This window comes from Paenibacillus sp. SAFN-117 (genome assembly GCF_051966115.1).
GTDB classification, from domain to species: Bacteria; Bacillota; Bacilli; order Paenibacillales; family NBRC-103111; genus Paenibacillus_L; species Paenibacillus_L residui.
This window is the reverse complement of sequence record NZ_JBQCLK010000041.1, coordinates 21,454-44,116: the sequence shown is the minus strand read 5'-3', so window position 1 is coordinate 44,116 and position 22,663 is coordinate 21,454. Positions and strand designations below refer to the sequence as shown.

20 protein-coding genes and 1 tRNA gene are annotated in these 22,663 nt (G+C 49.4%); all 21 read right to left on the bottom strand.

Features of this window, described 5'->3' with window-relative positions; all coding sequences use genetic code 11:
- Nucleotides 1–37: 37 nt before the first annotated feature.
- On the bottom strand, nt 38–1,456 hold the full coding sequence (tilS, locus tag ACTHRH_RS22250) for a tRNA lysidine(34) synthetase TilS (protein WP_144936784.1): 1,419 nt from the start codon (nt 1,454–1,456) through the stop codon (nt 38–40).
- 32 nt (nt 1,457–1,488) lie between these two features.
- Complete coding sequence (locus ACTHRH_RS22245; RefSeq protein WP_144936781.1) at nt 1,489–2,409, bottom strand: protein kinase domain-containing protein; 921 nt, start codon at nt 2,407–2,409, stop codon at nt 1,489–1,491.
- Nucleotides 2,393–3,157: a vWA domain-containing protein gene (locus ACTHRH_RS22240; protein WP_370451795.1), complete on the bottom strand. Its 765-nt coding sequence runs from the start codon at nt 3,155–3,157 to the stop codon at nt 2,393–2,395. Before ACTHRH_RS22240 ends, ACTHRH_RS22245 begins: the two co-directional genes overlap by 17 nt.
- Before the next feature lie 239 nt (nt 3,158–3,396).
- Nucleotides 3,397–5,889, bottom strand: coding sequence for a stage II sporulation protein E (gene spoIIE, locus ACTHRH_RS22235; RefSeq protein WP_144936776.1), 2,493 nt, complete (start codon nt 5,887–5,889; stop codon nt 3,397–3,399).
- Between the two features lie 463 nt (nt 5,890–6,352).
- Nucleotides 6,353–6,426 (bottom strand) — tRNA-Met (locus ACTHRH_RS22230).
- Nucleotides 6,427–6,563: 137 nt separating this feature from the next.
- Nucleotides 6,564–7,046: a S1 domain-containing RNA-binding protein gene (locus ACTHRH_RS22225; RefSeq protein ID WP_144936773.1), complete on the bottom strand. Its 483-nt coding sequence runs from the start codon at nt 7,044–7,046 to the stop codon at nt 6,564–6,566.
- An 89-nt stretch (nt 7,047–7,135) separates the two neighbouring features.
- Nucleotides 7,136–7,462: an FtsB family cell division protein gene (locus ACTHRH_RS22220; protein ID WP_150960552.1), complete on the bottom strand. Its 327-nt coding sequence runs from the start codon at nt 7,460–7,462 to the stop codon at nt 7,136–7,138.
- 15 nt (nt 7,463–7,477) lie between these two features.
- On the bottom strand, nt 7,478–8,056 hold the full coding sequence (yabQ, locus tag ACTHRH_RS22215; RefSeq protein WP_144936767.1) for a spore cortex biosynthesis protein YabQ: 579 nt from the start codon (nt 8,054–8,056) through the stop codon (nt 7,478–7,480).
- A complete protein-coding gene (gene yabP, locus ACTHRH_RS22210; RefSeq protein WP_144936764.1) occupies nt 8,053–8,334 on the bottom strand; it encodes a sporulation protein YabP in 282 nt (93 codons plus the stop codon). Before yabP ends, yabQ begins: the two co-directional genes overlap by 4 nt.
- 263 nt (nt 8,335–8,597) lie before the next feature.
- On the bottom strand, nt 8,598–8,861 hold the full coding sequence (locus ACTHRH_RS22205) for an RNA-binding S4 domain-containing protein (protein ID WP_150960554.1): 264 nt from the start codon (nt 8,859–8,861) through the stop codon (nt 8,598–8,600).
- Entirely contained in the window at nt 8,861–9,133 is a 273-nt protein-coding gene (locus ACTHRH_RS22200; protein WP_144936758.1) for an HU family DNA-binding protein, read from the bottom strand. Before ACTHRH_RS22200 ends, ACTHRH_RS22205 begins: the two co-directional genes overlap by 1 nt.
- 95 nt (nt 9,134–9,228) lie before the next feature.
- Complete coding sequence (gene mazG / locus ACTHRH_RS22195; RefSeq protein ID WP_379288064.1) at nt 9,229–10,710, bottom strand: nucleoside triphosphate pyrophosphohydrolase; 1,482 nt, start codon at nt 10,708–10,710, stop codon at nt 9,229–9,231.
- A 25-nt stretch (nt 10,711–10,735) separates the two neighbouring features.
- Nucleotides 10,736–12,478, bottom strand: a complete 1,743-nt coding sequence (locus ACTHRH_RS22190) for a putative polysaccharide biosynthesis protein (RefSeq protein WP_379288062.1) — start codon at nt 12,476–12,478, stop codon at nt 10,736–10,738.
- 140 nt (nt 12,479–12,618) lie between these two features.
- A complete protein-coding gene (gene spoVT, locus ACTHRH_RS22185) occupies nt 12,619–13,161 on the bottom strand; it encodes a stage V sporulation protein T (protein ID WP_144936749.1) in 543 nt (180 codons plus the stop codon).
- Nucleotides 13,162–13,539: 378 nt separating this feature from the next.
- Nucleotides 13,540–14,646 (bottom strand): peptidylprolyl isomerase, encoded by a 1,107-nt coding sequence (locus ACTHRH_RS22180; RefSeq protein ID WP_379288060.1) that lies wholly within the window; start codon nt 14,644–14,646, stop codon nt 13,540–13,542.
- A complete protein-coding gene (gene mfd, locus ACTHRH_RS22175; protein WP_379288058.1) occupies nt 14,633–18,154 on the bottom strand; it encodes a transcription-repair coupling factor in 3,522 nt (1,173 codons plus the stop codon). The genes ACTHRH_RS22180 and mfd overlap by 14 nt, the downstream gene beginning before the upstream one ends.
- A gap of 101 nt (nt 18,155–18,255) precedes the next feature.
- Complete coding sequence (locus ACTHRH_RS22170; RefSeq protein WP_144936740.1) at nt 18,256–18,486, bottom strand: anti-sigma-F factor Fin family protein; 231 nt, start codon at nt 18,484–18,486, stop codon at nt 18,256–18,258.
- Between the two features lie 168 nt (nt 18,487–18,654).
- Nucleotides 18,655–19,215 carry an aminoacyl-tRNA hydrolase gene (gene pth / locus ACTHRH_RS22165; protein ID WP_144936736.1) on the bottom strand — a complete coding sequence of 187 codons (561 nt, stop codon included), beginning with the start codon at nt 19,213–19,215 and terminating at the stop codon, nt 18,655–18,657.
- Between the two features lie 204 nt (nt 19,216–19,419).
- On the bottom strand, nt 19,420–20,040 hold the full coding sequence (locus ACTHRH_RS22160; RefSeq protein ID WP_144936733.1) for a 50S ribosomal protein L25: 621 nt from the start codon (nt 20,038–20,040) through the stop codon (nt 19,420–19,422).
- Nucleotides 20,041–20,216: 176 nt separating this feature from the next.
- Nucleotides 20,217–21,164, bottom strand: a complete 948-nt coding sequence (locus ACTHRH_RS22155) for a ribose-phosphate diphosphokinase (RefSeq protein ID WP_144936730.1) — start codon at nt 21,162–21,164, stop codon at nt 20,217–20,219.
- Between the two features lie 30 nt (nt 21,165–21,194).
- Complete coding sequence (gene glmU / locus ACTHRH_RS22150; protein ID WP_440417679.1) at nt 21,195–22,589, bottom strand: bifunctional UDP-N-acetylglucosamine diphosphorylase/glucosamine-1-phosphate N-acetyltransferase GlmU; 1,395 nt, start codon at nt 22,587–22,589, stop codon at nt 21,195–21,197.
- Nucleotides 22,590–22,663 lie beyond the last annotated feature (74 nt).

Below are 22,663 nucleotides of genomic sequence, written 5' to 3'. Positions count from 1 at the left end.
ATACTATGAAAAAACGAATGCGTACATACTGATCTCATTAAGTGGATTCCCGGGTAACCTTCATATATAAGTATCGGGCGGTCCGGTTCGTCACAACAGCATGCTCGGATCGTTTAATTCCTGGTATCCATATAATCCGACCGGCCCCATCGACGACTAAAGGAACACGATCCCGTTCCCTTGGAGAAATTTTAGCATCGATGAAAATATCTTTTACCTTTTTAGAACCGTTTAAACCAAGAACCTGCATCCTGTCGCCGGCTAGCCGGCTTCGGACCGTCAACGGCAGCTCCAGCAGATCCAGGTCGAACATCGCGCAATCCCTGGTCCTCTGTCCAAAGCCGTGACAATCTTCACAAGAACGGGTAATGAAATACTCCATAGACATGCCCGATTCGGGCAAGTACAGCGAGCTCCGGTTCAGCTCTACAGGGTAATGGAACGGGCGGGAAGGTGAATAGTTCCGCACAAACCCGATCCGGTCGTATTCTTTAAAAAAGCGGATCCGGTCGCCTGCTTCCAAGGTAAGGGTGGAGCTCCGCTCCTGTAAAATCGCCTCTCGCAGCAATTCCACGCCCGTAAATTCAACGGAATCCGCACAAAAATTGAGATAATTTAATATTAGTTTAATCAAACGCCTTTGTAAAGCAACATGTAAACTTATGAACTCTTTTCTGGAAAATGATATTTCGCCGTTTTCCGGGGTGGAGCGGACGATGCGTTTATATGCCGCGGCGGTTTCCCGATCCATGTAATCGTCCTCTTCCCGGATCATTAAGGACAGACGATTGAGTGATTCTACAAATTGCGGATTATACTTCGTCAGCTCCGGGATGACGTCCAACCGGACCCGATTCCGGGCATATTTGCGTTCTTCGTTGCTGCGGTCGACATAATAGGTCAGATGATGCTCCGTACAGTAATTCACCAGCTCGGCCTTGTACACTTCGAGCAGAGGGCGTATCCGCTCGACGCCATCCATCGTATTGGCGGCAGGTATGCCCGCAAGCCCGGACGGACCCGTTCCGCGAATCAGCCTCATCAGCACGGTTTCCGCCTGATCGTCCGCATGATGTCCCAGCGCCAGTTTGCGGGCCCCGAATTCCCTCGCAATGGAGGTCAGAAACCGGTAGCGCTGCTCCCTGGCTGCGTTCTGCGGGTTATCCCCAGTTTCTTCTATATAACGGGGCACATTGATCACTCCAACCTTGCAGGGCAAGCCGAGTGAAGCCGCCCACTCTTGGACAAATTCAGCTTCTTCCTCCGATTCTTCGCGAAACTGATGGTTGACATGGCCCACCAGAAGCTTCCAGCCGTGCCGCTTAGAAAGCAGAAACAGGAGATGCAGCAGCGCGACCGAATCGGGACCGCCCGATACCGCGACAACTATGCGTTCTCCTGGATCAAACCATCGTTCCTTATTAATCTTGTCTTCCACTCTGCGGATAAGCTCCATTATGCACTCTTTCCTTTCGGCGGGCAAGAAGGTCAGGACCAGACAAAATATAGCGCCAATCCAAATATAAGAAGGGATGCGGCGAAGCTGCAGGCTACCCAATGTCCTGCACCCGGAGGCAAGCCAAGGGCTTTGTTCGGGGATGCCATGGCGGAAATCGGCAGTGCTTTCCACTCCGCGAAAGCTTCTTCGGAGGAGCGGAACTCCCCGATGAGCGATCTTCGCACGAAATCCTCGTACCCGGAATATGCAGGGTTATCCAGTTCTTCCAGCAGCACATCGATGTTCCGGTTCTGGGGAATGAGTTGGGGAGTAATGCAGCTGTTGTGCCCTCCAAGCAATCTCATGCAAAGAATAGCGAACGAGAACAAGTCGTATCCATCATCCGCCTTCCGGCTCCCGCCGTTCCAATAACCGCGGTCATAAACCTCGGTAAACTGCTTGACCCCGTTCCCCATGACGGTTACACCGCCAAAATCAATCAGCTCTACTTCACCGTACCGGGATACCAACACGTTCTCCAGCTTCAAATCGCCGAAGACAAACCCTTGCCGATGGAGGTCAACGAGCTTCCTCAGCAGGTGAAGCCCGATCACTTGCATCCATTCCCTTCCGGAATTCTTCAGAAATACATCCGGAGGGTCTCCCCGGACATATCTCATTACATAGAAGGAATAGACCTGCCCGGCATGTTCGGCATCATCCGCATCGACGAAGAAGTTGCGGAAATCGCCGGGGGCCTGCGACAGCTTCCGGATCATGTTGATCTCGGATTGCAAATCAACGGCATTGAAGCCCAGCTTCAAAGCATACCAGCAGCGGTCCCGGCGAACCAGGTAAACCTTGCCGTTCGCTCCTTCCCCGAGCTTTCTCTCCACCACGTACGTATTTCGCTTCCACTTGCCAATGATCGGCGTCCCTTGTATAAACTCCATCTCAGACGACGTAGTCACTCAGCATCCCGTCCTTGCCCGGCTGCCGGGAATGGGTTATTCCCGCAGCCGGTTCTCCACCATCCATTTCGCCGTTACGCTCTCCAGACAGAAAACGGATAACATGGAGCAGGGCGGGGCCGGTGGGAGTCGTACCTTTCATGTTTATTTTATAAAATAAATCGCGTACATTTGCAAGCCGGGTGGTCCAATCCATGTCCATGCACACTTCCCTCTGTCCTTTCGCATCCGGAAAATGAAACACGGCGATTTCGCTTTTCCCTTTACGAGCCTGTATACTTAGCATAAGATCGCCGATCGCTTCTCTTACCGTCTCCAGCTTGGGCTTCATGCTGGCGCTGGCATCCACCAACAGCGCCACCTTCATCTCCGACGTTTCCGCGAGGTCGTCGATCACCTGCACAACCTGGGAGCGCTGTTCGGGATGCAGCTTTTCCAAAGCGGCTCCGGGTCCGACAATCTGCTTGAGCTCATGATTGACGGCATCGTGAATCGTATGCAGCATCGTCTTGCGGGTCATCATCTGCATCGTCTGAGCCACCATACTTGGCGCGACCATACGGCTTAAGCCCCCTCCAGCCCGGGCGATGTCGTTGATTTCTTCTATTCCGTAATGACCGGTTTCCCCTTCGTCAATCACTCCGATAACATTCACCACGATCCCCTCGGCCAAAGCTCTGGCCGCTGCTGCGACAGGGCTTATACCAACATTCGAGCAACCGTCCGTGATCAAAATAATCTGTTTCATCATGCCCCTCCCCTGATTTGAATAAAGTAGAATGGCTGCTTCTACCAACCTATTAACCAGTGTTGCCCGTTTGCTAGACTTTATACGGAGAGGGGTTAAAGCAAGCTCATATCTAATGTAAGTAAATATAGGAGGCAGGATAAAAAAATAGGGAGTAGATCTCTCTTTTTTTAAAATGACGAAAGACCTGCCGATTTGCAGGTCTTTCGTTCAGCATGATTACTTGAGTCTCTCCTTTATTAACTCACCACCTTGGGGCGCTCGATGCGGGAAACACCGGGCCAGCTAAAGGTAGCCCACTCCGGCTGGAAGCGCTCTATTTTGGCAACGATAACCGTCATGTCATCGGCAATGTCCCCTTGCTGATAGCGTACGATTCTCTCCAGCAGGCAATCTGCAAATTCCTGCGGATCGGACAAATCCATCTCCTGAATGACCCGTTTCATCCATAGCTCCTTGTTAACCGCATATCCGGGAGCATCATAAATACCATCCGTCATCATAATTAGAACGTCACCCGGCTTCAGCTGAACGCTGACGAGATCGACATCAATTTCCTGCAAAATTCCTACCGGCAGATTGTTTGCCATGATGGAAATCACTTCATTATCCCGCTTAATAAAGCTGGGGGTCGAGCCTATCTTCATAAATGTCGTTTGCGCGCTGTACAAATCGATCAAAGCCATGTCCACCGTAGCGAAAATTTCGTCCGGCGAGCGAAGCATCAAGACCGAATTGACCGATTTGATCGCCAGCTTCTCGTCCATGCCCGACTGCAGAAGCTGCTGCAAAATATTGAGAGCCGTGCTGCTCTCCGCCCGGGCCCGCTCGCCGTTGCCCATTCCATCGCTTAGAGCAACCGCAAACTTTCCATTTCCCAACTCCACGGTGCTGAAGCTGTCCCCGGACAGCAAATCCCCTCCTTTGGCCGCTCCGGCAATACCCGTCTCGACTTCATATTCCTTGGCGGACCCGAACATAACCGTATAGTAGCCTTCTCCCCTTTCGGACGGTCTTTCTCTCTTAACCGCTATATTTTCGCCAATAATGTCTGATAATAGAGGAGCGACAATCTTGCGGCATTCATCATAGCCTTTTAAATATTGATGCACCACCTCAATTTCAACATTTCCTTCCTCAAGATTTATAATATCAATACTGTGAATCGACAACCCCAGTTCTTCCAAAGCGCTGCGGATCTGCTCCTCCTGCAAAAATAGCTCCTGACCCTCCCTTTTGATTTCCTTGGCCAAATCTTCCATGACCTGAGATACGCCTGTTAATTGATCCGCTACAAGCTGCCGGCTCTCCAGTATTTGTTTTTTCCAGTGCAAATTATTTTTGTAGAGCTGATATTCATGAAGCATTGTGTTCAGCACCCGCTCCGTTTTAATGCAGGCGCGAGTCCATTCCTTCGGGATATCCCGCTTGGCAGGGGCTTCATTCTTATCAATGGCGGTCATCATTTCCGTCATAAATGTATAGGTTTTGGCAAAATCACGGCTCCAGCAAGCATCCCGCTTGCCGCAATTGGTACAAAATTTCTGCGATACGGCACTCATGAAATGCTCCACTTCCCCTTCACGGTTAGCCGAATAGCCTTCTGTCGTCAGCTGTTTAAAGCTGCGGGACAGCTGGCGGAATACTTCGGAGAACTGCTGCACCCTTTCGGCCGTAATATCCCGGACCCTTCTGGCATAATCATAATGGGACTTCATATTTTCCTGGGTTCCCGGAATATAAGTTGCCAATGTATAGACGATACTCTTAGGCGTGAGCAAGAACAGAACGACCGCCGCCGCGGATTCCCAGGTGGATTGGAGAAAAGCTGTCTGGTCCCCGATGTAGATGGAAAGAATGGACGAACCAATGAGCATGCCCAGCGCCACGGCCAAGCGCCCGCCTTCCTTCATGAGCCCGGCAAGCATTCCTGCGAAAGCAAGCAAACTCATCTGGTAAATAGCGTTTACATTCGCCAAGCTGAGAATGAGGCCAGTTACCACACCGACAGAAGCCCCCAGGGGCGCTCCTCCCACCAGAGCAAACAACAAGATCAAGTATCTTGACAGGACATGCTCTACCGTTACGTTTCCAATTACCCAGCCCACCGTTCCCGTCATGACGGATGCGAGCAGTATGATCAGACAAATTATTTCATCCGTCTTGAGCCCATGCTTCTTTCTCGCAATCGTAAACACGGGAACCGCCTGGATGAATATAAGCGTAAGAATCAAGCTTAATGTCGATTCAATTCCGGTCATCATCAACGTATACCAAGATAGATTGGCCGCTACCAGATGGCTGAACAATTTGACGGAGAACCCGGTCATAAATACCAATAGCGGTACATAAGAAAGCTCGGCTTTCTCATATTTCTCCAGCCCTTTTTGAATAAGGAGAAATACCAGCATCTGGGCCACGATGTATCCTGCGCTGCCGTGTGCGGATAATAAGCTTCCCGCGCATAACGCCACTCCGACCCAATGAAGCAAATCTTTGCGGAGATAATAGAAGACGGCGAAATAAGCAAGGGCGAAAGGAGAAAGTTCATCGAGAATCGTCGCTCTTCCCAACAAGAAAGCAATGACGACAAGCAGCACGGCCCATCGTTTCACCATCCAGGCCTGAATGATACGGCTATCGGCCAATCTCTTGCCTGTGTTTTCTTTAACCTGCTTCACCCATGAAGAGCAATGGCCCTTCACCCCTTGTACACCAGATTGCTTTTGCATAGATCGGACACCACCTAACCGGTTTTCTTGTGTCCTCTATTATAGAAAGAATCTATCAGGAAGTTTGTCAGAATGAGAAGGTAGATTCAAAAAAATTTCCGACAAAAACCTTCCCGACCTATCCCGTTTTGTGCAAAAAAACAGCGTCGGCTTTCCCTAATCCTGCGGGTTCATAGTAGCCTTTGCCATTTTTAGGCGAGGGATGGTGCCGAACTTGCCGAGCGTTCGTGTCGAAGTCTTCGCATTGAAAAAAATAAAAAAAGCTTCTAAAACGAAGCCTTTTCGAAGTCGAATAACCCAGTTTTAAAGATAGCTTTCTATGCCAATAGGAATCCTTGTTCTTCATCGTATTAAAACGGTAAGAACTTAAAGATTCCTTTGTGGTAAAAAAAAAAAGCATCCTCACGGATGCCTCTATTCTTTAATTAATGGTCTCCATACTGTCGGAATGGAGTAATAACAATAGCGGCGGAGGGGATCGAACCCCCGACCTCACGGGTATGAACCGTACGCTCTAGCCAGCTGAGCTACGCCGCCATAACAAGCAATACTATATACCAAGATGTATATGGAAGTCAAGCGGTAGTGACAACTTATAATTTTAATTCGGGAAACTCCCGAATAGACAAGACCGCAAGCCCGATAAATCAGGCTTGCGGACATAATTTCGTATATTAATCGCGTCTTGCGCCTCTCCCTCCACGCTTCGATTCCGTGTTCTTCTTAAGAGACGAGATGCGTTCTTCGCTATCTTTAAGAAATTTGATCATTTTATCCTCGAAGGAAGATTTGCCAATGGGAGGTTTAAATGGGCGTCCGCCTCGGTCATGACCGCGGTACCCTCCGCCGCCTTCTCTTCGATCCCCGTACGATCCCCCACCATGTCGTTCAGGTCGAGCGGGCCTTTCAGCTGCCAGGGGCTTATCAACAGCTTGCTTAATGGATAGACCGATTTTGCCGTCCTTATCGACATTAATCACCTTAACGAGGACTTTATCGTCCAGCTTTAAATGATCGTTAACGTCCTTGACGTAGTTATCGGCTATCTCCGAGATGTGAACGAGGCCGGTCCCTCCTTCTGGTAGCTCGACGAAAGCTCCAAAGTGAGTTATCCCTGTCACCTTTCCTTCTAACTTGGTGCCCACTTCAATTGCCATAAATGATTAAGTTCCTCCCTTAAAAAATTCAAAAGACTGGCTATGGAGATTATACATGAAGCGGAATTAGAGGTCAACAAGGCAAAGGTCTAGGGGGCCGGTTTCACAACATCAAATACGGTCTCGCCTTCTCGGGCAACCTGAAGATCCTTACGAGCCTTCTCTTCCTGGTATTCCGGATCGTTCAAACGGTCCAATTCCATTCTGGATTCCTCGTTTATTTTCTCTACTTCCGCCAGTTTGGTTTCGAGCGTCACAAGTTTAGCTGAATTCTCAGCCAGTTTATCCGATTGGTCCAAGATCGTTATGCCTGCCCACAACAATACACAGCAAACAACGATCATCAACAGACGAATCCGCCGACGAGCGCCGATTGTGGAAGTATTCTTCTTAGTTGTATTTTTTGCCTGTACCATGGAATAATGTTCCTCCTATGATTTTCGGAACCATTTTTGAAACAACTGCCGGATGATTCGCCAACCGTTAGCTATCCACTGCGGCCAACGAATCTTCTTCCAAATAAACAGCAACGGACGAATAAATATAAACAGGACAGGGTAAAGTAATTTTACCACAATTTTGTAGAGGAATATAGCTACTGCTATAAGAAACCCGATAACCATCATTAAACATTTATAAAGCAGTTGAATCGGCTTGACAATCATAAGCTCAACCAGTCTGCGAATCAAACCGGCCAGCCATAGAACCGATCGAATTAATGCACGGATAACCCATACGGTCCCTTCCCTCAAGAAGGCCCAATAGAAGCTGCCGCCTGCCAGCAGGCCGATGAATACGAACAGCCTAAGCTGACCCTGATTGCTGAAATATAAGGCACGAAAGACCAGTACGGTCATAACGCTCCAATAGACCAAGTCAAGGATGGAAATAAGCCAGCGCGGTGCGCGCAGCTGCCCAGTCAGCACGCGATAGGTTTCAAATAGAATACCCATACCGACTCCGCTGGCAAACATCATACCCATGGTGAGAAACTGGACGTGCAGTGTCACTTGAACAGTTTACCGAACAAACCTTTAGATTTTCCCTGGGTTCCTGAATCTAAATAAGCTAGTGCATGGACCAAGCCTTCAATCGCTACAAGGCCTTGCTCCAAACTGAGATTTTTAATATGCAGATTCTGGCCTTTGATCGTAAGAAATCCGCATTCGGTTTCGAGTAGAAACTCTTCGCTGTCAAAGCTTTCCACATTCAGCACACCGGAGATTTCCAACAGCTTCCGATTCAGCATCTTGACTTCCTGACGTTTCACTTTTCCCTGTTCCACCATGGCATGTACCCCTCCTTCTAACACTACATTATGGAGGGATGTCCGATTTTAGAACCGGGGAAAAGATAGATTGCCTTAAAAAAAACGTACAGAGTGTTTATCGGAGGCCAACCGGAGGGGTACACTAATTGGCAGGACCCAATACATCTTATGGAAAATGACCTTACCTTGCCACGGACTTGTTCCTTCCTATACGGTTAAATAATGGAAACCGCAAAGGTAGAAAAAGAGACTAAACTGTGGTTAGTCTCTTAATCTTTCTCTCAACCATTCGTTCGGGCTTCTTCCCGCAATAAAGTATACATAAGAGCAGCATCTTCTTTACGGGTTGATTCCGAGAGCTGGTCCACCCTCACAACCACATACTTCTGACCGAATTGAATGGTCAGCTCGTCACCTACCTGAACGGTGCTGCTTGGCTTGGCTTCCCGTCCGTTGATCCACACTCTTCCTTGTTCCGAAACGTCTTTGGCGACAGTGCGTCTCTTAATCAGACGGGAAACCTTCAAGTACTTGTCCAGTCGCATTACTTCACGGCTTCTTTAAGCTTGTTACCTGCTTTGAAGGCCGGAACGACAGATTCAGGAATGGTGATTTCTTTACCGGTTTGCGGATTGCGGCCTACTCTGCCGGAGCGCTTACGGGTTTCGAAAGTACCGAACCCGATCAGTTGAACCTTATCGCCGCTGGAAAGTGCGTCGGTGATTTCACCCAGAAGTCCGTTTAATACAGACTCCACGTCTTTCTTGGACAGTCCGCTTTTTTGTGCAATGTTATTTACCAAATCGGTTTTATTCATGGTTGTTACCTCCTGTAATTACATAGTGCATATAAGGATATGCCATAAGTTATTCTTTGTGGAAACGGAAAATCCTGCTGACAAAACCCAATTTATTAAACTTTTTTCGCTTCTTGCCAATAGGCTTCCATCTCTTGTAAATCAGTTTGGTCAAAAGTTTTTCCATTTAAACGCAGTTGATTCTCGATGTATTCAAATCTTTGCACGAATTTTCGGTTGGTTGCCGTGAGGGCTTCCTCCGGATCGATCTTCATGAATCTGGCCAGATTAACAACCGCAAACAATAAATCGCCCAACTCCGATTTCAGGGCCTCGCTATCCTGATTATGCGCCTCTTTCAGCTCTTGCAATTCCTCTGTTATTTTGTCATAAACCCCCTGCAGGTCCGGCCAATCAAATCCGACCTTGGCTGCTTTCTTCTGCAGCTTGACCGCTTTGTATAATGCAGGAAGGTCTCTGGGGACACCCGACAATACAGATTGCTGACCAGGAGCTTCTCCCCGTTTCCGCTTCTCCTCCTGCTTGATCTGCTGCCAATTGGACAGAGCCTCTTCGGCATCTTGTGCGGATCTTTCGCCGAATACATGAGGATGGCGGCGAATAAGCTTCTCGTTCAAGCCTTGAATGACATCGACAATAGTGAACGAACCGGCCTCGTCCTCCATCTGCGCGTGCATGACTACCTGCAGCAGCAGATCCCCAAGCTCTTCACACATTCCTACGGGGTCATCATCGTCAATGGCTTCCAGTACTTCGTAGGTTTCCTCAATAAGATTGCTGCGAATGCTCGCATGTGTCTGTTCGCGGTCCCATGGACAACCTTCGGGACTGCGGAGAATGGCTACGATTTCCTTCAGCCGGGCGAAGGTGCGGTTAGCCAGCTCATTCGTCTCCGCTTTGGGAACCCAAACCAGAGACAAATTCCCGTATCCGTTCAGGCGGTCCAGTTCGAACAAAGGGATCTCATGAATCGATTCTTCACCGGCAATTCCGAGGGCATGTCCGACATAGACTTTATAATCATCCGGATAGAGCTCCATTAGAGTGAGCTTCACATCCGATGCGGTGAAGGAGTCGTAGACCTGAGCAACAACCGTATGCAGCATCGGATTCAGCTGAGCGGAATCCAGAGCCGTACCATCGAGCAGCTGGAAGCCTTCAATCGGATCGAAGCCGAACCGCAGGAAAGCCTGGTCGAGGAAGCTCTCACCGCCCAGAATTTCCAGTCCGATTCCCGCGTCAGGGCAGCGTTCTCTCAATATCTGGGTCGTTCGCTCGGCAACCGAAGGATGGCCCGGCAATGCATAGACGATTTCTTCCCCGCTCCGGACTGCTTCTTCCATAAGCAGGGCAGCGATCTGGCCATAGACTTCTTCGAAAGTGGGCGATTGCTTGTAGATCTCATCAAAGGATTCGTAAGCTATTCCTTTTTTGCGTATGTACCCCGCAACCGGATGCTCCTCTGTACGCAAAAATATTCTCGCTGCTGTCTGAAGCTTATTCCAGATGCCCAAGGTCATCTGGTTTTCGTCCCCTGTTCCCAATCCTACAACTGTGATTTGAGCGGACACGGGCATCCCTCCTTTGTCTATTAAACCAATTTTACTTCCATAAACCGATTCGGACCAACCAAGGCTCGATTTTTTTCCCGAAGCTCGGTACGGCCGCCAATTCCGAGCGGCTGACAGCTCCCGTCCTCAACAAGGCCAGAGGGTAAATCAATCCTCCAACGGCGACTGTAGCTAATCCGATAATCGAGTAGCGAATTCTCGACGATAATCCGGGGGCCAGATAATCTAATGCAAGCTCCAGCCCTAAGTAAAGAACCAGAATTCCTGCACACATACATACTACTGCCAGCAGCGGCTTAAACAATCCCGAGCGGAAAGTGATTCGTACCCCGATATTCTTGCGCAGGTAGCGATAATTCAAGCCGCTGGCGGTCCCATAAGCAATCACTGCCGCCACAGCCGCGCCTTGAATTCCCCACAACGGCATCAGAAGCAGATTGAAGCCTATTTTCAACACGACACCGATCAAAAGATGAATGACCGGAACCTTAACGGCTCCCAGACCTTGCAGAATGCTCGATGTAACAATATTTACCGTGCTGAATGCGGCGGTGAAGGCCAGCAAAGACATGGCCTCCCAGCCTTCGGCGGATTTGAAGAACATGATATTTAGCGGAACGGCGGTCACCGCCAGACCGAAGGAAGCGGCCAGACCGACCAGCCAGGTGAACCGAATCGCCAATTCCGAGCGAACTCGTATAATTTCGGGCTCGTTGCGTATTTTCGCTGCCGCTATGGCCGGAATCAGGGCGGTGGACATCGATGTCGCGATCATGGATACGAGCTGCACGAGCGGCAGCCCGTGGTTATATAAACCGAAGGCATACATGGACCCGGCTTCGTCCAAGCCGCCGTAAATCAGCAGTCGGGGCATCGTAAACGTATCAACTAGCGTCAGCAGCGGTACGACTAACGATCCCAAACATATCGGCAGGGCATAGCGCAAAAACCGTCGGATCAGCGATAGCGCCGGTTCCGGAGGCATCTCCCGAGCCCGAGCTGCTTGTCCCCCGACGTCATCCATTCTACCCGCCACGGCACTCCGCACTGTATCTCCCGCAGCCGCCGGTTCCGGCGAAGAAGGATTTCCCGACCCGGCTGCAGGCAGAGCGGGCTCTTTTCGTTTCCACCAATAGAGAAGCATGACGACCAATCCGGCCCCTGCTCCAGCGACCGAGCCGAACGTTGCGCCGGCGGCAATCCATTCTTCGCTCATGCCGAGGGCGATGAAATACAGCAGCAATCCGATCATGGTTGCGACTCTGACCAGCTGCTCGACTACTTGGGAGACGGCGGTGGGTATCATATTCTGAATCCCCTGGAAATAGCCCCTTAGCGCGGCCATTACGGGGACCAGCAGGAGGGCGAAGGAAACACTGCGAATCGCCTTCTCGGTCTGCCCAACTCCCATCCAGCCGGCAATCACGCCGGCCCCGGCATACAGGGCAATGAAACAGAGCAATCCCGTCAAAGTCAATACCCCGCTGGCCAGCTTAAGGATTCTTCTTGCTTCCGCGGGACGCCCCATGACGGTTTGCTCGGAGACGAATTTGGATACCGCTATCGGAATACCGGCGGTTGCAATGGTCAGTATGAGAATATACAACGGGTAGACAGCATTATAAATTCCAAATACTCCGTCCCCGGCCATATTTTGCAGCGGAATTTTCTGCAGGGTTCCCAGCAGCTTCGAAATGACCGCAGCTATCCCGAGGACTGCGGCCCCCTTAAGCAGACTGTGGCCAGAAGAGGACGGTTTGCGAGAGTCATCCATACAATTACCAACTTCCATGCCATTTCCATAAAACGGATGACCTTATTATAACTGATCAAACTGCAAAATGAAAAAGCCTCCTGTACAGAAGGTGAGAGCACCTTGCCTTAAGGAAGCTGTGAGTATGATTGAAACCGTGATTACTGCTCCATCTGTTTAGCGAGAAACCCTGCCGCTGTCTCAGCCATCTTAAGCTCCATTTGCCCCATCTTGGCAGACTCATCCTTGCTGGTTATAATTACAGCTCCAATCGGATCCCCTCCTGCAACGATAGGGGAAATTACGTAAGAACTGTAGCTTTCCTTGACATCTTTACAGATGTCGTGCTGCCCCGGATTGGTTTCCAACACCGACTTCCGGCCCTCCATGGAGCTCTCGACCAATGCACCGATTTGCTTCTCCATATAATCTTTCTTGGAGGCTCCGGATACGGCGATAATGGTATCTCTGTCGGAGATAAGAATGATGTGGTTAGTGCTTTCGTACAATGATTCCGCATATTCCTTAGCGAAATCGCCGAGCTCGCCGATCGGGGAATATTTCTTGAGAATAACTTCTCCATCCCGATCTACAAAAATTTCTAACGGATCTCCTTCCCGGATTCTAAGGGTACGGCGTATTTCTTTCGGGATGACCACTCGGCCTAAATCGTCTATTCGACGAACGATTCCAGTTGCTTTCATAAGTCTCTGATGCCTCTCTTTCCTTTGATGAAATCAGATTCACTGGAGTAAAAGTGTATTTAAAGTATTCTTCGATTTCCAAAAACTTATACATTAGTAAGCCGGGGCAATTCCATGTTTTCGCCAGTCTCGACAGAGCGCACGAATAACGGTGACTTAGTAACATGGGTTTGAATCTCCATTGCAGGAACCCTCGAATTTTCTAGTCTGGACGGACCAATAGCGCTATTTCTCTCCCAAGGATAAACGGCTATCGCCGTCCTTAGGACGGGCGCGTTTACCGATGAAATATAAGAACAGGTATAGATGAAAACTTATACTTTCTTATATTTTAAAAAACAAAAGCACTCCCTTGAAGAGAGTGCTTGTTTATCGATATTATTCAGCGGCCGGCGATGCTGAAGGAGCAGGAGACTCGGAAGGAGTTTCCGCATTGGCATCGGCAGGCTTGTCCGATTCCGGCGTATCCGTGGATTCAGGGGTACCGGTAGAATCCGGGGCTTCGGACGGCTCCGGTTCAGGCAGATTGGTTTTGAAGTCGTAATTAGGTAGCTCCGACTCGATAAACTCGCCAATTTGCTCTGAAGTAATGGCTTCGCGAATGTTGGTCTTTACATCATCCAATGGACGCGGGCCTCTGAAATCAACCCTCATGATATGATATCCATAATCCGTTTCGATCGGTTCGCTGATGGTGTTCAACGGAAGCTCTTCGGCCGCCTGCTGGAACTGAGGAACCCACCTCTTGGCAGATAGCGGCTCATTTTCATACTTACCGCCGTTATCTTTGGAACCGGGATCATCGGAATATTCCTTGGCCAGCTCGGCGAAATCCGCTCCGCTGTCCAGCTTGCCCTTAACTTCGTTGGCGATAGTCAGAGCCTCTTCTTTAGTGCGAAGATCCTTACCTTCCATATCTTTGATTCCGATGAGAATGTGGCTCACCGTAACAACGTCCAATACTTTCTCATTGACCAGATTATCGTAATATTGCTGGATTTGTTCGTCGGTTACCTTGCTGTCCAAATCCGTCATGACAACCAGACTGTTACGAATGTAATCCTCCAGGTCCTTCTCCGTAATGTTAAGCTCTTTCAGATGATCCTTCAAAGCGCTTTTCCCTTTAGATTCATAATAGGCTTTGATTTCATCCATCTGCTTCTTGACTTCCTCTTCCGCATTCTTCTTGCTCTCATCAGAAACTTGTCCAAGCATCAAATCGAGTGCGGCCATTTGCTTCAGCAAATATTCCTGGAATCCCGGAATGTCTTTGGCTGCGGCGAACTGGGCATTAAAGAAAGAAACGGTATTGAAAAATTTGTCAAACTCGCTTTGAGTAATGGAGCCATCCTTGTAAGTGGCCAGGACTTCCCCTTGCGCTCCGGACTTGTTCTTATCCCCACAGGCGCTCAGCATGGCTACAATCACGATCAGGACGAGGCTTATGATAAGCGCTCTAGTCTTGCGTGGTTTATTTAGCAGCATTTTGCAATTCTCCCTTCTCTTTATAAGCCTCCCTGTATTGTACCAAAAACTGCTCTAACAATGCTATGGATTGTTCTGGTTTGAGACCCTTGCATTTGACGACGATCTCGATATGCGCCCCGGGATTAACCTTCAGACGGCCTTCAAATTCTTTGGCCAGAGCCACAAGCTTCTTGCCTTCCAGTGCTTTGTTCCGCTTGGGATCGATCTTGAGGATATAATCGTCTCCCTTCTGCACAATCGATTCTATCCCATACATGGAACCGTAAACTTTTAGTCTCGCCACCGCCAATAAATTTTCGACTGCCGGCGGCAAATCGCCGAAACGATCTACCAGCTCCTCATGAAGATCTCCCGCCTCTTCCAGCGTAGTCACATTGGCTACTTTTTTATAAATTTCGATCTTCTGAATGCTGTCATAGATGTAATCGGACGGTAGGTAGGCGTCAATATGAAGATCCAACTGGGTACTCCAGAATTCGGGCTCGGTCTTATCCTCGCCATCCAGCTCCTGCTTCCGCTTGGCGATCTCTTCCCCCAGCATCTGGGAATACAGATCGAAGCCGACAGACGCAATGAAGCCGTGCTGCTCCGCTCCTAACAAATTACCCGCTCCGCGGATGGCCAAATCTCTCATCGCAATTTTAAAGCCGGAACCGAGCTCTGTGAACTCTTTAATCGCCTGCAGCCGTTTTTCAGCCACTTCCGTAAGTACCTTATCCCGCTGATAAGTAAAATAGGCATAAGCTATCCGGTTGGAGCGGCCAACTCTACCCCGAAGCTGATACAGCTGGGAGAGCCCCATTTTATCGGCATCATGAACGATCAGAGTGTTGACGTTGGGAATGTCTACTCCGGTTTCTATGATGCTTGTGCTAACCAGCACATCGTATTCCCCGTCCAGGAAGTCGAGAATCGTCCTCTCCAGCTCCTGCTCCGACATTTGACCATGAGCGACGGCCACCTTGGCGTCCGGCACCAGCATGGAGATCTGATCGGCCATTTGCTGAATGCCCTGCACCCGGTTATATAAATAATACACTTGTCCCTCTCTCGCCAATTCCCGCTCAATGGCTTCCCGCACAAGAGTGTTGCTATGCTCTACCACATAGGTTTGAACCGGGAAGCGATTCTCCGGAGGGGTTTCGATGACCGACAAATCCCGGACACCGAGCATCGACATATGCAGTGTCCGTGGAATAGGAGTAGCCGTCAATGTAAGAACATCCACGTTTGTTTTAAGCCTCTTTAGCTTCTCTTTATGGGAAACCCCGAATCTCTGCTCCTCATCCACTATAAGAAGACCCAGCTCTTTAAAGACGATATCGGCGGACAATAACCGATGGGTCCCGATAACAATATCAACCGTACCGGTTTTGATTCCTTTAATCGTTTCGTTCTGTTCCTTCTTGGAGCGGAAACGGCTGAGCACCTGAATATTGAACGGATATTCCGAGAATCTTTCCCTGAACGTTTCATAGTGCTGTTGGGCCAGTATCGTTGTCGGCACCAGTACGGCCACTTGCTTGCCGTCGATTGCCGCCTTGAAGGCAGCACGAATAGCGACCTCGGTTTTACCGTAGCCTACGTCACCGCATAGCAGCCGGTCCATCGGCCGAGGCTTCTCCATATCCATCTTGATTTCCTCGATGGCCCGTATCTGATCGGGGGTCTCATCGTAGGGGAAGAGACTCTCGAATTCCTGCTGGTACGGCGTATCCTTGGAGAAAGGATATCCCGGCGTGGACTGCCTGTCTGCATAGAGCTTGATTAAATCATCGGCAATATCTTTAACGGAGGAGCGCACCTTGCTCTTAACTCGGTTCCATTCCGTACCGCCCAGCTTATAGATCTTGGGCTCCTTCTCTTCAGAGCCTACATATTTCTGGATGAGCTCTATCTGGTCAATAGGAACTGACAGCTTGTCTCCGCCGGCATAGAGAATATGCAAATAGTCTTTATGGATCCCATTGATTTCCAGGGTTCCAATGCCCACATATTTCCCGATCCCGTGATTAACATGGACGACATAGTCGCCCACTCTAAGCTCCTGATAGTTTTTAATCCGTTCCGCATTTTCTATTTTCTTGTCTACTTTACGGGCCTTGCGCTGCTTCTGGGAGAACATCTCTCCCTCCGTCAGCACGACCAAATGAACCGAAGGCAATTCAAATCCGCTCTGTAAATTTCCATCAAGCAAAATCGGCTCTTCAATCTTGTAATCATGAAGCACCCGGCGGACCCGCTCCATCCGCTCCTCGCCGCTGGCGAGCATAACCACTTTATAGCCGCTTTTTTTCCAACGGTCGGTTTCCGCTTTGAGCAGATTCATTTGACCATGGAAATTTTGCATGGCCCGGCTCATGAAGTTAACAATATTCTGCGGCTGGGTCTGCGGAACCTGGCGAAGGAATAAGGAGACATATAGAGTAGGAAACGGCTGTCGGTACAACAAGACGTCGTATGTCTTGGACAGCACAAAAGCCGGCAGAGTTTTACCTTCCTGCAGCAGCCCGGTCACCCATTCCGCCTCGTCTCTTTCCAGTTGTTTGGCGGTTTCCAGCAAACGGGATGGCTCATCGAGAATCAGCAGTGTGTCTTTGTCCATATAATCAGCCAGAGTATGTCTCTCGGGATACAGCAAAGAAATATATTTATAGATTCCCGGGAACGACTGCTGCTGTCTGAGCCGTTCTATGTCGCTGCGAATCTCCTCTTCCAGCTTCTCCTTGGCTTGACGGTCCGTCATTTTTGCCAGTTGCTTCTGCAGCAGGTCGAAGGCATGTTCGGCCGCATTTTGGAAACGCTTTCCTTCGGCAATAATCTCTTTACCTGGAGGAATAATCAGTTTATTTATTTTGTCTATCGATCGTTGATTGGCAACGTCAAATGTTCGGATTGAGTCTACTTCGACATCAAACAGCTCTATTCGGTAAGGATTTGGCGATGTCAGCGGAAAGATATCGATAATTCCGCCCCTGACGCTCATCTCGCCCTTCTTCTCTACTTGATCCACACGCTCGTAGCCCATCTCCGTCATCCGGGTCAGGAAGGCTTCCAGTTCGAGCGCTTCACCCACGCTAACCGTTACTTGAGCTTCGGCAAATACGGACTTCAACGGCTGCAGCTTCCTCAAGCCGGCGTAGGGAGTGACGAGAACCCCTCTGAATCCGGTTGATAAGCGGGTTAACGCATCAATCCGCTGAGCAAGAGTCTCCGGGCTGGACACAGCGGTTTCTGCAGCCATCAGCTCCTGGGCCGGGAACAACAGCACATCCTCCGGAGGAAGGAACTCGGATAAATCTTCTACAATTTTCTGTGCCGCAAACATATTGTGGGTTACAACAAGGATCGGCTGCTTAAGCTCATCGGCCAATGCTGCGATCAACACCTGACGCGAAGAACCGGCCAGACCAGCTATTAATTGTTCCTTCATTCCGGACTTCAATCCGGATATAACGGTTTGAAAATCGGTGTCTTGAGACAGCGCTTGTATTAGCGATCGCAATGAATTCACTCCTCTCGACCATCAAAAAGAAGCCTCGGCGGAACTGCCAAGGCCATTAACATTCCTTAGTAATAGACGCTCTATATATTGATATATTCCGATTATTGCAGCGGATTGCTCAGCAAGGACAGCTCAGGATTGGCTTCCAGCGCTTCCCGGCAGTAATCACATGTAACCTTGACAATAACATTGCCATCCGGGTTATACGATATTATATCTCTGCGCTCGCCGGGGGTCAAGAATTGAAACCCGAGGCGGGCTTCGTCCACCGTATCCCTATCAATCTGCCCGACATGGCTGCGGCAGTGCCTGCAAATGTAAAGTATTGACATATCTATGCCTCCCGGAGTCATCCTATACCAACTTATTATGCCCAATTCTGCAGCAATTAAGCATAGGATAACCGTTGGGGCACACTGTTTGTTATTGACCAGTCAGCCTGGCGGGGTCTTAATTCAAAATTATGACCAAACGCCATCCATGGCGACGGCATTATGTAACTAACCGTTAAATTTCGCCATCGTTTGTTCAAAGGTATGGCTTATCGAATAAAGCATCGCTTCGCTCACGCGGTCCAATATATCGGGAAGCTGCTTAAATTCTTCCTTGGTGAAAGAGGAAAGCACATAATCGGCAATATCCGAACCCGGGGCGGGACGCGAAATTCCGATTCTTATTCGGTCGAAGGTCTGTGTCCCCGTATGCTGAATGATGGATTTGATTCCGTTATGTCCACCCGAGCTTCCCTGATAACGAAGGCGAAATTTGCCGAAGGCCGTATCCAGATCGTCATACAATACTGTAACATCCTCCAACTCCGCTTTATAATAATCCAGAAAAGCCCGCACCGATTCGCCGGACAGATTCATATAGGTCGTCGGCTTAATCAGCCATACTTTAGTCCCTTGAACGACACCTTCCCCGATCATCGCTTTGCACTTATTTTGCTTGATGGGAATTCCCCACTCACGGGCAAACCAATCGATCGCCATAAAACCGATGTTATGCCTGGTGTTTTCGTAGGACCTTCCGGGATTGCCGAGACCGACAAAACATTTCATAGCCGTATATCCACCTTCGTAAATAAATGATTATCTTACTATTTTAATCGGGAACTTGCGCAAGATCAAATCGGCAAGGCCGGAAAGCCTTTGGGTCGGCGGATTTTTAATGGCAGAATAGCACCTGCCGACTATATCGCAATGATATCAAACGACAAAAAACACGCCTCGTGAATCGGATCAGGCGTGTCCCTAATTGAAATCTTATTCCTCACCCTGCTGCCCAGGTGCTTCTCCGGCTGTCTCCTCGGCCTCCGTATCATCGGGAGCCTCTTCCTTCTGAGGAGCCAGTATAGTTACCACTACTTCATGGGGGTCTGAAATAATCTCCAGCTCAGACGGTACGGTTATTTCGGAGACCGTCAAATTCTCCCCTACTCCCAATCTCGATACGTCTACGGAAATGGTCGGGGGAAGATGCTGTGGAAGGCACTTAACCTCCACTTCATGAGCCCTTATCTGCAAAATTCCGCCTTCCTTGACTCCAATCGCCTCTCCGGTAATTTCTACCGGAATCATGGAACGGACAGGCTCGTCCATGCGGATGAGGTGAAAATCGATGTGCAGCAGCTCCCCGGAAAGCGGGTCCTTCTGCACCTGCTGGATCATCACCGGCTGCTTCCCTCCGTCAGGCATGGACATCTCAATGACTCCATGAGGGTTTGTCCTTAGAAGCTGCCCAATTTCCTTGTTATCCACCAGGACCGATACGCTGCCTATAGTCTTGCCATATACACTTCCCGGCACGAAACCTTCCTTCCTTACTTGCTTTCGTCCAGACTTCGTTAATTCCGGGCGTTCCTTCACTATCAATGTAGCGGTCATAATCAAATACCTCCAAGCATAGGTTTAAGAGCGAGCGAGTACCGCAGACTCTCTGAAGGAGGCGATAGCAGAGTCCTTATGGGGAGATTGCTCCGCCCAGAAGAACTCTCAGCACCACCTTGTGAAAGAATACTCACTCGTTACTTTACCCATATATTGGAGGTTCAAAACCAAAACTATTCAAATAAATTACTTATCGACTGTTCTTCGTGCACACGAATAATGGCCTCTCCCATCAGCGGCGCAACCGAAAGCGCCTTGATCTTGGGGGATGGCTCGCGATGAGAAATCGGAATGGTGTTGGTTACCAGCAGCTCGCGAATCGGAGATTCTTCGATCCGCTGCATAGCCGGACCCGACAGAACCGCATGGGTTCCGCAAGCGAAAACTTCCTTGGCGCCATACTCCATCAGTGCGTTGGCAGCCAAAGTCATCGTACCGGCAGTATCGATAATATCGTCTATCAGAATGGCGGTCTTCCCTTCAATGTCTCCAATGATATTCATCACTTCACTGACATTGGGCTCCGGCCTTCTCTTATCGATAATAGCCAACGGCGCTTTAAGATAGTCCGCAAGCCTTCTCGCCCGAACCACTCCGCCGTGGTCTGGAGATACAACGACCACATTGCTTAATTCTTTATCCCGATAATATTGTCCCAATATGGGAACTCCGAGCAAATGATCGACCGGAATATCGAAAAATCCTTGAATCTGCATCGCATGCAAATCCATAGTAATGACCCGATGAGCTCCGGCCGTCTCAATCAAATTCGCTACCAGCTTGGCCGTGATCGGATCACGGGATCTTGCCTTGCGGTCCTGTCGTGCATAGCCGTAATACGGAATAACGACATTAATGCTTCTGGCCGATGCCCGCTTGAGAGCATCGGTCATCACCAGCACTTCCATCAGATGGTCGTTAACCGGGCTGCATGTGGACTGGATTAGAAATACATTAGAGCCCCGGACACTCTCATTCAGCTTAATTTGGATTTCTCCATCGCTGAACCGCACAATATCCGCGCTTCCGAGCGGAACATCTATATAGTCGGCAATTTCCTGGGCTAACTGAGGATTGGAGTTACAGGTAAACACTTTAAGTTTTGAATCGCAATATGGCATTTCCAGCCGTTCCTCCTTGGCAGATCGGTGCTAGTCTTTTTTACTGTTTCTGGCTTTGATTCGGTTGCGCAATAACTGAGCGTACCCGGGTTTGTTGGTTTGTCGTTCCCTGGCAATGGCGAGGTCCCCTTCCTCTACGGGATGGGTAATAGTGGAACCGGCCACCACATAAGCGCCCTTGCCGATTTTGACAGGAGCAATCAGGTTAACATTGCTGCCGATAAAAGCTCCGTCTTCCACCTCGGTCAGGTGCTTCTTATAGCCATCATAATTTACCGTAATGGCACCGCAGCCAATATTGACATCTTTTCCAACCTTTGCGTCGCCCACATAGCTCAAATGAGATACTTTGGTGTTGTCGCCAAGCGTTGAATTTTTGATCTCGACAAAATCGCCGACCTTAACGTCTCTTCCCAATCGGGCTCCCGGACGCAAATAGGCGAACGGGCCGACATGGGAATGCTCTCCTACCGTCGCTTCCTGCAGCACGGACTGCTTGACCGTCCCGCCATGCTCTATGGTGGAATCGATAATTTCAGAATAAGGCCCTATAATACAGTCTTCACCAATGACGGTCTTCCCTTTCAAAACGGTTCCGGGCAGCAGTACCGTGTCCTGGCCTATCTCCACATCCGGTTCGATATAGGTTTGAGCCGGATCTTGAATCGTAACGCCGTTTATCATATGCCTCCGGAGAATTCGGTCTCTCATAAGCTTCTCCGCTTCCGCCAGTCCAATGCGGTCGTTAATTCCGGCCGCTTCCGAAGGATCGGGGGTGCAATAACCGATTACCCGGTCGCCATCGGCTTTCATAATACCTATGACATCAGTCAAATAGTATTCGTTCTGAACATTATGATTAGTCACGCGGCCCAAAGCTTTGAACAGCTTGTGGTTATCGAACAAATAAGTCCCCGCGTTGATTTCCTTGATTAATTGCTGGGACTCGTTACAGTCCTTCTGCTCGATAATTCCGGTCACAAGCCCTTGATCGTCTCTTGTGATCCGGCCGTATCCGTGGGGATTCTCCATTTCTGCGGTCAAGATCGTTGCCGCCGCTCCGCTCTCCTGATGAAGACGGATCATCTCCCTCAGAGTTTCTTCTCTAACCAAAGGGGTATCCCCGCATATTACAATGGTGACTCCTTGTTCATTCTCAAGGAGGGGCTTGGCTTGTAGCACTGCATGTCCAGTGCCTAGCTGCTCGGCCTGAAACGCATATTCTGCCCGGTCTCCCAAGTAGGCTTTAATTTCTTCCGCTCCGTTGCCTACGATAGCGACTTTGCGCTTTGTTTCGATCTTTTCCAACAAATCCAGGACGTGACCGACCATCGGCTTTCCGCAAACCGGATGAAGCATCTTGTACAGCTTAGATTTCATCCGCTTCCCCAAGCCGGCAGCCAATATGATGCTGTTTATCTGCAAATCAGACCACTCCAAGCTAATATAAGGTTCACTATAGAATATAGCTCACTTTCTGCAAAAAGAAAAGAGAGCCC

What these genes read in the sequence shown, in the direction of transcription:
- tilS (WP_144936784.1), bottom strand. Translation starts at nt 1,456, where the DNA reads ATGGAGCTTATCCGCAGAGTGGAAGACAAGATTAATAAGGAACGATGG.
- spoIIE (WP_144936776.1), bottom strand. Translation starts at nt 5,889, where the DNA reads ATGCAAAAGCAATCTGGTGTACAAGGGGTGAAGGGCCATTGCTCTTCA.
- ACTHRH_RS22205 (WP_150960554.1), bottom strand. Translation starts at nt 8,861, where the DNA reads ATGCGACTGGACAAGTACTTGAAGGTTTCCCGTCTGATTAAGAGACGC.
- spoVT (WP_144936749.1), bottom strand. Translation starts at nt 13,161, where the DNA reads ATGAAAGCAACTGGAATCGTTCGTCGAATAGACGATTTAGGCCGAGTG.
- ACTHRH_RS22220 (WP_150960552.1), bottom strand. Translation starts at nt 7,462, where the DNA reads ATGGTACAGGCAAAAAATACAACTAAGAAGAATACTTCCACAATCGGC.
- ACTHRH_RS22160 (WP_144936733.1), bottom strand. Translation starts at nt 20,040, where the DNA reads ATGACCGCTACATTGATAGTGAAGGAACGCCCGGAATTAACGAAGTCT.
- ACTHRH_RS22180 (WP_379288060.1), bottom strand. Translation starts at nt 14,646, where the DNA reads ATGCTGCTAAATAAACCACGCAAGACTAGAGCGCTTATCATAAGCCTC.
- ACTHRH_RS22225 (WP_144936773.1), bottom strand. Translation starts at nt 7,046, where the DNA reads ATGGCAATTGAAGTGGGCACCAAGTTAGAAGGAAAGGTGACAGGGATA.
- ACTHRH_RS22200 (WP_144936758.1), bottom strand. Translation starts at nt 9,133, where the DNA reads ATGAATAAAACCGATTTGGTAAATAACATTGCACAAAAAAGCGGACTG.
- ACTHRH_RS22190 (WP_379288062.1), bottom strand. Translation starts at nt 12,478, where the DNA reads ATGGATGACTCTCGCAAACCGTCCTCTTCTGGCCACAGTCTGCTTAAG.
- ACTHRH_RS22155 (WP_144936730.1), bottom strand. Translation starts at nt 21,164, where the DNA reads ATGCCATATTGCGATTCAAAACTTAAAGTGTTTACCTGTAACTCCAAT.
- pth (WP_144936736.1), bottom strand. Translation starts at nt 19,215, where the DNA reads ATGAAATGTTTTGTCGGTCTCGGCAATCCCGGAAGGTCCTACGAAAAC.
- mazG (WP_379288064.1), bottom strand. Translation starts at nt 10,710, where the DNA reads ATGCCCGTGTCCGCTCAAATCACAGTTGTAGGATTGGGAACAGGGGAC.
- yabP (WP_144936764.1), bottom strand. Translation starts at nt 8,334, where the DNA reads ATGGTGGAACAGGGAAAAGTGAAACGTCAGGAAGTCAAGATGCTGAAT.
- ACTHRH_RS22240 (WP_370451795.1), bottom strand. Translation starts at nt 3,157, where the DNA reads ATGAAACAGATTATTTTGATCACGGACGGTTGCTCGAATGTTGGTATA.
- ACTHRH_RS22170 (WP_144936740.1), bottom strand. Translation starts at nt 18,486, where the DNA reads ATGTCAATACTTTACATTTGCAGGCACTGCCGCAGCCATGTCGGGCAG.